The organism is Aeromonas allosaccharophila, assembly GCF_000819685.1.
GTDB lineage: Bacteria > Pseudomonadota > Gammaproteobacteria > Enterobacterales > Aeromonadaceae > Aeromonas > Aeromonas allosaccharophila.
This window is the reverse complement of sequence record NZ_CDBR01000074.1, coordinates 23,621-33,767: the sequence shown is the minus strand read 5'-3', so window position 1 is coordinate 33,767 and position 10,147 is coordinate 23,621. Positions and strand designations below refer to the sequence as shown.

The following is a 10,147-nucleotide window of genomic DNA, read 5'->3' as shown; positions in this document are numbered from 1 at the left end:
CTGGCCCCCGCAACCAACTTCTGATCGTTCCCTTCTTGTATTGCTACGCTTTCTTTCATTGAACAATCATCCTTGATGCCAGTCGTCAGCTGGTGATTGCTGCTATTTCTGACGCTTTTTCAAGACCAAAACTGGTCGCATCAACCATTTGTTAGGTATCATCAGGTATCTCTTCATGGATGAGGCGCTCTCCTGTGATCACACCCTTCACCTATCTTCCCCCCGCTATCGAGAGTCAGGATGCCACCCTGGCCGAGGCCCTTGCCATGGGATTGCCGCTGCAGTTGCTGGTGATCGCCGAAGAGCAGAAAGAGGCGTTATTGGCACAGCCCCAGTTTGCCGGTGTCAAAACCCTGCTTGCCCTCGGACAAAAGTCCCCCTTTACCCTGATGCATGGCAATACCCTGTTGCAGGTGGTGTTTGTGGCCAGCAGTGTGACGCGGGATCACCGTCTCTATAAGCAGGTAAGAAACTGGATAGCACCGCTGTCGGGGCTAAAACTGGAGCGGTTCGGGCTGCATCTGGAGGGATTTTCCCCTGCTGAACGAGTGATGCTGGCCGAGTTGCTGCTCTCTGCCCTGTTGGCCGCCAATGTGCCGCTACCGACCAGCAAGAGTCGCAACGAGAGCGGTTGGACTTACCAGCAGATCATTGTCTCTCCCGCGGTGGTGCTTGATCTGGCGCGCCTTTACAGCGAAGCGGGGGGAAACGGACTGGCTCGTCATCTGGCGGTGTTGCCCGCCTCCGAGCTCACTGCCGCCAGCTATCGCGAGTTCGTCAGCCAACTGGCGCAAGATGAGGGGTGGCTATGTCAGCATTATGATCAGGCACAGTTGGCCGAGCTGGGGGCGGGGGCGTTTCTGGCGGTCGCCCGTGGCTCGGAAGACAATCAGGGGGCCATGGTCAAGCTCAGCTACTACCCGCCCAAGCCGGTGCGCCGCATTGCGCTGGTTGGCAAGGGGATCTGCCACGACTCCGGTGGCTATAACCTCAAGGTCTCCGGCAGCATGTATGGCATGCATCTCGACATGGGGGGCAGTGCGGTGGCGCTGGGGGCCCTCTACGCCATCAGCCGAGCCCAGCTACCCTACGAGGTACACTGCTGGCTGGCCATTGCCGAGAACCATATCGGCCCTCACGCCTATCGCCCCGGCGAGGTAGTGACCGCCATCAATGGCACCTCCATCGAGGTGGTCGATACCGATGCCGAAGGGCGAATGGTATTGGCCGACACCCTGGCGATGGCAGCGCAGGATACCCCGGATCTGTTGATTGACTATGCGACCCTGACCGGTGCCTGCAAGCGGGCGCTGGGCAGCCGCTACAGCGGCGTTTTTAGCAACCGCAGCGAGTGGCTGGTCTCGCTGGTCAATCTGGGTCAGCGCAGCGGCGAGCGGATCTGGCCCTTCCCGCTCGATGATGATTACGACGACAACATCGAGAGCGAGTGGGCCGATCTGCTGCAATGTGCGCCGGGCAGTTCGCCGGATCACATCGATGCGGCCCGTTTTCTCGCTCATTTCGTGCCCGAGCAGACCCCCTGGCTGCATTTTGATTTGAGTGGTTTTCGCAACAAGGGGGGCAATGGGGTGGTCTCCAGCGAAGTGACCGGTTTTGGCGTGCGGCTCACCCTGGATCTGCTGGCCAGCCCGCTGGGTCGCATCGGCCGACATACCACTGATCCATCTGACTGATAACAAGGAGTTCTGTGAAACAACCAAGCTATGACTGGGTGCTGTTCGATTTGGATGAAACCCTGCTCGATTTCCCGGTCGCCGAGGCGCTGGCCCGAACGCTAACGATCTATGGTGTGGAGGCCGATGACGTCGCCATGGCGCAGTATCACACCATTAACCACGGGCTCTGGCAGCAGTACAACGACGGCGAGATCGATGCAACGGCGCTGCAGCAGACCCGTTTTGCCCTCTTTGCCCAGCAGGTTGACGCCGATCCCATGGCGATGAACAACACCTTTCTGGCGCAGATTGTCGCCCTGAGCATGCCCCTTGAGGGCGTGCTCGACACCCTGCAGCAGCTGCGCAGCAAGGTGCGGATGGGGATCATCACCAATGGCTTCAGCGTGCCCCAGCGCGGGCGGCTCGGCAAACTGGGCTGGAGCGAGTGGTTCGAGCCGCTGGTGATCTCCGACGAGATCCGGGTGACCAAGCCTGATCCCGCCATTTTCCAGCACACTCTCTCCTTGATGGGACAGCCGGATCCGGCCCGGGTACTGATGGTGGGCGATAACCCGAAAACCGATATCGCCGGTGCGGCGGCGCAGGGGCTGGCGACCTGCTGGTACAACCCCGAGCGGCAAGCGGGCGACAGTGGGGCAACCCACGAGATCCACCACTTTTCCCATCTTGCCGGGATTGTATTGGGGCACTGAGTGCCGTGGTGTCTGATGGAATAAGAGTCTGTCGCGAGAGGTGGCAAGCGTGTGGCAGACAGAAACAGAGAGGGGAGCCGAGGCTCCCCTCTCTGTTATGGATGTTGAGAGGCTGATGGATGTTGGGGGGTGAACCGGTAGCGATCGAGGATCTGCTGATAGTCGGGGCTCTGTTTCAATTGATCGATCGCCTGATTGATCCGCTTCAGTTGCGCCTCTGTGGTGCTCTCTTTGCTCAGCATCAGGTGAACCGGTGTCAGCTCGATACGCAGCAGAATATGCAGATCATCCGGTAGCGTCCCCTGATTGCGCCACTCCTGCAGCCCGTGGGGATCGAGAATAAATCCCTGGATCCGCCCCCCCTGCAACATTTTCAGTAGCTGCTCCAGCCGCAAGCGCATCTGCAAGCGGGGCTGCATGTCGGGTTGGGTCATCAATTGGCGGAAGGTATCGCCGTAATCAAAGCCTTTGAGCAGTCCGAGATGAAAGTCTGGGGTATTGGCAAGCTGGTCGAGGGTGGTGATCCCGCGCCAGCGTTCGGCCTCCTGGCGGCGGACGACGATAACCGTCTCCTCTTCCCGATAGGGGTGGCTGAAGCGGGCGTATTGTTGCCGCTCGGCGGTCATATTGGCAGACATGCCAACTTGTATCGTGCCAAATTGCAGCTCGTGCAACACGCGCGCCCAGGGCATTTCACTGAATCGGGCCTGATAACCGGCGCGCTGGAAGATAGCGTCGAGCAGTTCCACATCCAGTCCGCGAAGCTGCTGCTGTTCATTGCGAAAGCTGAAGGGCTGCCAGTTGACCCAGCCGACGACCAATGACTCCTGTGCCAGCGCCTGGCAACACAAACACCATAACAACAAGAGTCGGTACACAACGCATCCCCTCGGGCAGGCTGATACGGTTGAGTATTGGACAGGAATGACGGAGTAACCAGTGCTGAGGGTTGAGCGGATGCACATATGTGCATCCCTCACAGTTCGTGGGCGTGGAATCCCTTGCGATAGCGGGTTTCGCAGCGCGGGCAGCGTTGCAGGGTCGGATCCTGTTCCAGCTGTTCGATGGCCAGCGGCTCTTCACAATCGGAGCAGAGGCCGTAGATGCCCAGATCCATCTGGCAGAGTGCCGCGTCGATCCGCTTGAGGCGGGCCACGCTCTGCTCTACCTTCGGCAGATCCAGCCGGCTGGTCAGTTCAACCAGTTGATCCTGATCGCAGTGACCGACCTGCTCGGCCCACTCGTCACGGCGGCAGGCTTTCAGTTGACCGATCAGCGTTTCTCGTACTTGGGCCCAGTCGGACAGCAGGCGATTACGCCAGACAGTCAACTGTGCTTGCGTCATTTCACACACATTATCCCCCATAGGACAGACGACAGATTCGGGGCAGTATAGGGACCCGATAACTCTATCAAGATGATATGCGTCAAGTTAAACGTGGTTAGCCGTGGCTTTTGGCCGCTTGCAACAGGGCATCGCGGATGGGGTCGGTCTCTTTGAGTACCCTGATCTCCTGAAACAGCAGGTCCGCCTCGGGATATTCCCGCTTGAGGTAGCTGAACCACTGCTTGATGCGGCTGGGGTAGTAGTCGGCTTTCTCGCTGGCCAGATCCTGCTCGGTGTAGCTCACCATCAACTGCAGCACCTCGGCCCAGCTCATGTGCGGGCAGCCAGTTTTCATCACGTTAGCCAGATTGGGCAGGGAGATGGCGCCGCGCCCGACCATCAGGGCATCGCAACCGGAGACGCTGGCGCAGGCGAGGGCATCCTGATGATCCCAAATCTCGCCGTTGGCGGTGACGGGGATGGGCAGAGCGCGGCGGATGGCATCCACATACTCCCAGTGGGCGGGGGCCTTGTACCCTTCGCGCTTGGTGCGGGCATGGACGGCCAGCTCGTTGGCGCCCCCCTGGAAGACCGCCTGGGCGTTCTCCAGATAGAGCTCCTTGTCATCGTAACCGAGGCGAATTTTGGCGCTCACCGGCAGATGGGCGGGCACCGCGTCGCGCACCGCCTTGACGATGCGGTAGATGGTCTCGGGCTCCTTGAGCAGCACCGCACCGCCTTTGCTCTTGTTGACCGTGGGGGCGGGGCAGCCGAAGTTGAGATCGACCCCGGGGGAGCCGAGCTCGATGGCGCGCACGGCGTTCTCGGCCAGCCACTCGGGATGTTGCCCCAGCAGTTGCACCCGCACCGGGGTGCCTGCGCGGGTCTTGCCATCTTGCAGCAGTTCGGGGCAGAGGCGGTAGAACACCTTGGCGGGCAGCAGCTGATCGACGATCCGGATAAACTCGCTCACGCAGAGATCGTAATCATTGACGGAGGTGAGGACCTCCCGCATCAGGTGATCCAGTACCCCCTGCATGGGGGCCAAAATAACGCGCATAACGGCTTTCCGACGAGAATGGGGAGAAAAAAGAGCGCAGATTGTAGTGGGGTTGCGGCCCGCTGTCAGCACCCGCTCAAACTCTGTTAGGCTAGAGGGAGATAAATCACGCAAGGAGAAGGAATGAAGCGTTGGTGTCTGATGGCGCTCGGATGGCTGGCATTTGCCACCGGTATCGTGGGCATTGTGCTGCCGCTCTTGCCGACTACCCCCTTCATGTTGCTGGCCGCCGCCCTGTTTGCCCGCTCGTCGCCCCGTTTTCATCGCTGGCTGCTGACCCATCCCTGGTTTGGCCCACCCATCGTGGATTGGCAGCAGTATCGCGGCATTCGTCGTCAGGCCAGACGGCGCGCCATTATCTTCATTTTGCTCACTTTCTCGGTGTCGCTGGCGGTGGTGCCACTGCTGTGGGTCAAGGGGCTGCTGGTTGTCATAATGGTGATCCTGCTCACCTGGTTAATGCGCCTGCCGGTGCTGGAGCCAGTTGCAATGGCGAAGTGAAGTCCCTAAGCTATTGCAGCAATAATGCTATGGAGTCGGCCTGTCATTTTTGCGTGACAGGCTTTTTTATTTCCCGCAGAAGGGAATTGAGAAAAAATGGCCACCCCTGGGTCAAAAAAATAAGCGGTCAACACATGAATCCGGAAACCCTGAAATTTATCGAAGCAAGCATCAAGACCATTCCCGACTATCCGAAGCCGGGCATTCTGTTTCGTGACATCACCAGCCTGATCGAGAACGCCGAAGCCTTCAAGGCCACCATCGATCTGCTGGCCAATCATTATCGTGATCAAGGGATCACCAAGATTGTTGGTACCGAAGCCCGTGGCTTCATTTTCGGTGCACCGGTTGCCTTCGCCATGGGGCTGGGCTTCGTGCCGGTCCGCAAGCCGGGCAAGCTGCCGCGCGACGTGATCGAGGAGTCCTATGCCCTCGAATACGGCACCGACACCCTGCAACTGCACACCGATGCCATCGTGCCCGGTGACAAGGTGCTGGTAGTGGACGATCTGCTGGCGACCGGCGGTACCGTCGATGCGACCGTCAAGCTGATCCGCCGCGCCGGTGGTGAAGTGGCCGATGCGGCCTTCATCATCTCCCTGCCGTCTCTGGGTGGCGATGCCCGCCTGACTGCGGCTGGCATCAAGGTACTCTCACTGGTCGAACTGGCTGGCGAGTAATGCCTCTTTGGCTCGATCATCCGCATCGGGCCTGTGTTGAACCGGTGCCCGTGCGGGCATCGGTTTGAAATTCAAGCGATCCCTCCCGCTCTGACCGATAGCCGATACAGCCTCCCGTCCATTTGTGTTAGCATCCGGCCTCAATGCCCTGTCTTCCCTGCATGATGGATTTATGAGCTATCAGGTTCTGGCGCGTAAATGGCGCCCCCATACGTTTGAACAAGTGGTAGGCCAGCAACATGTGCTGACCGCCTTGACCAACGCCCTGGATCAGGGACGGCTGCATCACGCCTATCTGCTGAGCGGTACCCGCGGGGTCGGCAAGACCACCATCGCCCGTATTCTGGCCAAGAGCCTCAACTGCGAGCAGGGGATCAGCAGTCACCCGTGCGGTGTCTGCGATACCTGCCGCGAGATCGATCAGGGCAACTTTGTCGACCTGCTGGAGATTGACGCGGCGTCCCGCACCAAGGTGGAAGATACCCGTGAGCTGCTCGACAACGTGCAGTACCGCCCGGCCCGTGGCCGCTTCAAGGTCTATCTCATCGATGAAGTGCACATGTTGTCGCGTCACAGCTTCAACGCGCTGCTGAAAACCCTGGAAGAGCCGCCCCCCTATGTGAAGTTTCTGCTGGCCACCACGGATCCGCAGAAGCTGCCGATCACCATCCTCTCGCGCTGCCTGCAGTTTCATCTGAAGAGTCTGGATCAGACCCAGATCGCCAAGCAGCTCGAATGGGTGCTGGATCAGGAGGGGCAACCCTTCGAGCCGCGCGCCCTGCTGGCACTGGCCAAAGCCGCCGACGGCAGTATGCGCGATGCCTTGAGCCTGACGGATCAGGCGCTGGCCCACGGCAATGGCAGCGTGCGCCTCGAGAGCGTGCTGGCGATGCTGGGGACGCTCGATCACCGTCATCTGCACCAGCTGCTGGAAGCCATTTTGCGGCAAGATGCCCCCGCGACCATGGCCAAGATCACCGAGATCGCTACTCTGGGCCCCGATTTTGATCAGCTCCACGCCGAGCTGGAGGGGTTGCTCCATCGTATCGCCATGGCGCAGCTGCTGCCTGCCAGTGTGCAGGAGCAGGGGGCGGATGCCGATTCCCTGCTGCAACTGGCCAAGGCGATGAGTCCGGAAGAGGTGCAGCTCTGCTACCAGATTGTGCTGGGTGGCCGTAAAGATCTGCCCTGGGCCCCCGATGGCCGCACCGCGCTGGAGATGACCTGCCTGCGGATGCTCGCCTTCTCGCCACGGCGCGATGCCTTGCATCCGGCCAGCCTCACCGCGCTGCCCCCGTCAATGACGAGCAGTGCGGCGAGCAGCGCCACGCCGGTAGCCTCCTTGCCGGGAAAGCGCCCGGCCGCTGAATCGGCCGCACTGGCACCGATCAGCGGCGCCGTGCCTGTTCCGCTAGCCAGCCCTGTTGCCAACCGTGCTGTACCTGCGGTTGATGCCTCCCAGCCTGCGATGGTGGATGACACTGCTAACGCTGCCAACAGCGAGGAGGAGGCGCAAGCCGCCGAGCTGTTCAGTCAGCAGGATGAGCTGCTGCGCGAAGCTGCGGGCATGGGTTATCAACCCGAACCTGCTCTGCCAAATGTGCAGCCCGATGTGTCTGCGCACTCAGATGCACAGCCCGCTGATGCTGGCGAACATGCAGCTGCCGATACCGACTATTCCCATGGTGAGCCGCTGACCGCCCCCTTCGAGCCCGCGCTCGAACCGACAGCAACGCCTGTTGCCGCTGCTGAACCGGTATCTGCGGTATCGAGCATGCAGAGCCTGCTTGGCAAGCGAAACATGCTGCGCAGCCGTCAGCGTGGTCAGGATGTCCCGGCGGCGCCCGCGCCGCGCGCAGTGCCGGTTGCGCCAGCTCGCCCTGTCGCGCCCGCTGCTGCACCGGTCGTCTCGCAACAGCCAGCTCCGGTCGGCCAACCGGCCGGGCAGGGGATGGCGGCGATGGGTCACTATGATGATCTGCCGCCGGTGGATTTCTATGGCGATGGCTACGAGCCACAGGGTGACAACGGGGAATACGAAGAGTACCTCAATCAGGGATTTGCCGGGCAGACTCAGGTGATGAGCCACGCCCCTGTCACGGAACCGGCCCAGCCAACCGATCTGCCACCCTGGGATCTCGACGGACAGCCGAGCTATCGACCCGGTGAGCGCAGTGCTGGGGTGCCTGCGGTGACGCCCGCCCCAGCGACCCAGCCACCCGTTGCCACCACGGCGGTGGCCGCTGCCCTTGTGACGCAGGATGAGCCCGCTCAGCCGGTGATGGAGACCATCGACTGGGATGAGCTCGAGAGCGACAGCGAGCCGCAAGAGGGAGAGGCGACCCGCCTTATTCCCTCCTCGCTGCTCAATGGTTGTGGTGACGCTTGGGCCGAGTTGATCGCCCACACTCAGGTGGGTGGTCGGCTGCGCCAGCTGGCCATCAACTCGGTGATGATGCGGGAAGGGGACAAGGTACTGCTAACCCTCAAGCCCGAGCAGCGCCATCTGGTGAGCGACAAGGCGCGCGCCGATCTGGCCGAGATCATTGGGCCTGCGCTGGGGCAACCGGTACAGGTCGAGGTAACGCTTGGCGTGGTGCCTGACCAGGAGACCCCCCTCGAGATCGAGCATCGCCTTTATCTCGGGGTGCGGGAGCAGGTGACCCGGGATCTGGAGCAGGATCCCAACGTGCAGTTTTTAGTTCAGCGGTTTGGTGCCGTGCTTCATCACGAGAGCATCGAGCCCCTCAACCGCTAAATTCCGTGGCCGGGAGCTTGCTTCCGGTTGAAAAGCAGTTTGGCTGTCCCCATCTAGGACAGACAAGCCCACAGCCCGGCGCTGGATGCCGGATTTCAAGACGAGAGACGACATATGTTTGGTAAAGGTGGAATGGGGAACCTGATGAAACAGGCCCAACAGATGCAAGAGCGTATGCAGAAGGCGCAGGAGCAGCTGGCTCAGATGGAAGTGACCGGTGAAGCCGGTGCTGGCATGGTCAAGGTCACCATGACTGGTAGCCACAGCGTCCGTCGCATCGAGATCGACCCCTCCCTGATGGAAGATGACAAGGAGCTGCTGGAAGATCTGGTTGCCGCCGCTTGCAACGATGCCGTGCGTCGTGTGGAAGAGCAGAACAAGGCCAAGATGGGCGAACTGACCGGTGGCATGCAACTGCCGCCAGGTTTTAAAATGCCCTTCTAAGGCGACTCTCCCCACGCATTCTTGCTCCCTTGTCGCTGGCCATTCGGGTCACGGCAAGGGGGACGGCCGAGAGACCCAAAAACGCAGCGTTATTGCTCAGGCGATACGCTGCGTTTTTTTATGGGCGCCGCTCAAGCCCTTGCCTGCCTGCTATTGCTCACCCGCCGCCCAGCGCCGTCTTTTGTCGATCGCATCTGGTCGTTCGTCCTTAATCGAAAAGCCTCGTTCACTTCACCCTCCCTTCACATCGGGATGGAGAATGGGTGGCTCGTTCAAGATGAAAAGGAGTGCTTGATGATCATGACAATCATGATGCGTACCGGCGCCGTGTTGGCGGCCATGGGCGTGTGCTGTCTGGTGGCTTTTGAACTGATTGGTTCTACCGTCGATGAAGATGGCACCTTGCATGAACCCTTCGGCTTGATCCCCATCGGTTTGTTGTTGCTTGGTGTGGCGATCTTGTTGCTGCTGGCCGGGGCAGTCAAGGGTGTGTGGCTGCGCCATCACGGTCGCACATAACGCCTTGGGGTGGGGATGGTGGACGAGGCTGCGGGATGCCTGATCCAGGCATCCCGCGGACTACCACTGCGCAGGAGGGAGGCAACCGTACATCGAGATGAGCAAAGGTGTGCTCGGTGATCTCATCGGTATGGGGTCTGGCCGGGCAACAGCCAGATGCGTTGTAAAAGGGGTGGCTTTCGCTTATTTGGCGTGCAGAAACAGCTCTTCAATTGACATCGGGGTGCTGAAGTAGTGCGTCACGGCATTGGCGAGATAGGGCAGCAAATCATCCCCCCGGATCTCGTCCGCCAGGCGGGTGTCCGGCTCGGCCTTGAAACGGGGCGCATGCACAGTTTTGCCCTGATTTTCGAGGAATTGGGCAATCCCTGCCGCTGACGCCGTCGCCCATTGGCGATGGGGGGGCATGGAGGCAAATTTCAGCAAGGGTTCTTTGGTGTTGTCAATCATCGGCAGGTTCATCGCAAGC

The 10,147-nt window shown here is 60.5% G+C and carries 11 protein-coding genes; 7 read left to right on the top strand and 4 right to left on the bottom strand.

Annotated features, from left to right (window positions below):
- Nucleotides 1–194 precede the first annotated feature (194 nt).
- The gene (locus tag BN1115_RS13110) at nt 195–1,694 is read left to right on the top strand and encodes a M17 family metallopeptidase (RefSeq protein ID WP_042657500.1); all 1,500 of its coding nucleotides are present in this window, start codon (nt 195–197) and stop codon (nt 1,692–1,694) included.
- Between the two features lie 14 nt (nt 1,695–1,708).
- The gene (gene yjjG, locus BN1115_RS13105) at nt 1,709–2,389 is read left to right on the top strand and encodes a pyrimidine 5'-nucleotidase (protein WP_042657499.1); all 681 of its coding nucleotides are present in this window, start codon (nt 1,709–1,711) and stop codon (nt 2,387–2,389) included.
- Between the two features lie 95 nt (nt 2,390–2,484).
- On the opposite strand, the gene BN1115_RS13100 is transcribed toward yjjG, so the two are convergent.
- The 3 genes from BN1115_RS13100 to dusC form a co-directional block, all read right to left on the bottom strand.
- On the bottom strand, nt 2,485–3,240 hold the full coding sequence (locus tag BN1115_RS13100; protein WP_042657498.1) for a substrate-binding periplasmic protein: 756 nt from the start codon (nt 3,238–3,240) through the stop codon (nt 2,485–2,487).
- Nucleotides 3,241–3,365: 125 nt separating this feature from the next.
- Nucleotides 3,366–3,734 carry a TraR/DksA family transcriptional regulator gene (locus tag BN1115_RS13095; protein WP_042657497.1) on the bottom strand — a complete coding sequence of 123 codons (369 nt, stop codon included), beginning with the start codon at nt 3,732–3,734 and terminating at the stop codon, nt 3,366–3,368.
- Between the two features lie 97 nt (nt 3,735–3,831).
- Nucleotides 3,832–4,776, bottom strand: a complete 945-nt coding sequence (gene dusC, locus BN1115_RS13090; RefSeq protein ID WP_042657496.1) for a tRNA dihydrouridine(16) synthase DusC — start codon at nt 4,774–4,776, stop codon at nt 3,832–3,834.
- Nucleotides 4,777–4,899: 123 nt separating this feature from the next.
- Here dusC and BN1115_RS13085 point away from each other — a divergent pair, with 123 nt between their 5' ends.
- The 5 genes from BN1115_RS13085 (at nt 4,900) to BN1115_RS13065 (ending at nt 9,678) form a co-directional block, all read left to right on the top strand.
- The gene (locus tag BN1115_RS13085; protein WP_019445809.1) at nt 4,900–5,277 is read left to right on the top strand and encodes a YbaN family protein; all 378 of its coding nucleotides are present in this window, start codon (nt 4,900–4,902) and stop codon (nt 5,275–5,277) included.
- 134 nt (nt 5,278–5,411) lie between these two features.
- Nucleotides 5,412–5,957 (top strand): adenine phosphoribosyltransferase, encoded by a 546-nt coding sequence (gene apt, locus BN1115_RS13080; protein WP_042058966.1) that lies wholly within the window; start codon nt 5,412–5,414, stop codon nt 5,955–5,957.
- A 172-nt stretch (nt 5,958–6,129) separates the two neighbouring features.
- On the top strand, nt 6,130–8,715 hold the full coding sequence (dnaX, locus tag BN1115_RS13075) for a DNA polymerase III subunit gamma/tau (RefSeq protein ID WP_042657495.1): 2,586 nt from the start codon (nt 6,130–6,132) through the stop codon (nt 8,713–8,715).
- A 114-nt stretch (nt 8,716–8,829) separates the two neighbouring features.
- On the top strand, nt 8,830–9,159 hold the full coding sequence (locus BN1115_RS13070; RefSeq protein WP_005333445.1) for a YbaB/EbfC family nucleoid-associated protein: 330 nt from the start codon (nt 8,830–8,832) through the stop codon (nt 9,157–9,159).
- 294 nt (nt 9,160–9,453) lie between these two features.
- A complete protein-coding gene (locus tag BN1115_RS13065) occupies nt 9,454–9,678 on the top strand; it encodes a DUF3955 domain-containing protein (RefSeq protein WP_042657494.1) in 225 nt (74 codons plus the stop codon).
- Between the two features lie 183 nt (nt 9,679–9,861).
- Here the strand turns inward: BN1115_RS13065 and BN1115_RS13060 are convergent, their stop codons facing one another.
- Nucleotides 9,862–10,140, bottom strand: coding sequence for a hypothetical protein (locus BN1115_RS13060; RefSeq protein WP_128821717.1), 279 nt, complete (start codon nt 10,138–10,140; stop codon nt 9,862–9,864).
- Nucleotides 10,141–10,147 lie beyond the last annotated feature (7 nt).

Excerpts from the sequence above, each read along its gene's own strand:
- BN1115_RS13070 (WP_005333445.1), top strand. The coding sequence starts at position 8,830 with ATGTTTGGTAAAGGTGGAATGGGGAACCTGATGAAACAGGCCCAACAG.
- BN1115_RS13095 (WP_042657497.1), bottom strand. The coding sequence starts at position 3,734 with ATGACGCAAGCACAGTTGACTGTCTGGCGTAATCGCCTGCTGTCCGAC.
- dusC (WP_042657496.1), bottom strand. The coding sequence starts at position 4,776 with ATGCGCGTTATTTTGGCCCCCATGCAGGGGGTACTGGATCACCTGATG.
- BN1115_RS13060 (WP_128821717.1), bottom strand. The coding sequence starts at position 10,140 with ATGAACCTGCCGATGATTGACAACACCAAAGAACCCTTGCTGAAATTT.
- BN1115_RS13085 (WP_019445809.1), top strand. The coding sequence starts at position 4,900 with ATGAAGCGTTGGTGTCTGATGGCGCTCGGATGGCTGGCATTTGCCACC.
- dnaX (WP_042657495.1), top strand. The coding sequence starts at position 6,130 with ATGAGCTATCAGGTTCTGGCGCGTAAATGGCGCCCCCATACGTTTGAA.
- apt (WP_042058966.1), top strand. The coding sequence starts at position 5,412 with ATGAATCCGGAAACCCTGAAATTTATCGAAGCAAGCATCAAGACCATT.
- BN1115_RS13065 (WP_042657494.1), top strand. The coding sequence starts at position 9,454 with ATGATCATGACAATCATGATGCGTACCGGCGCCGTGTTGGCGGCCATG.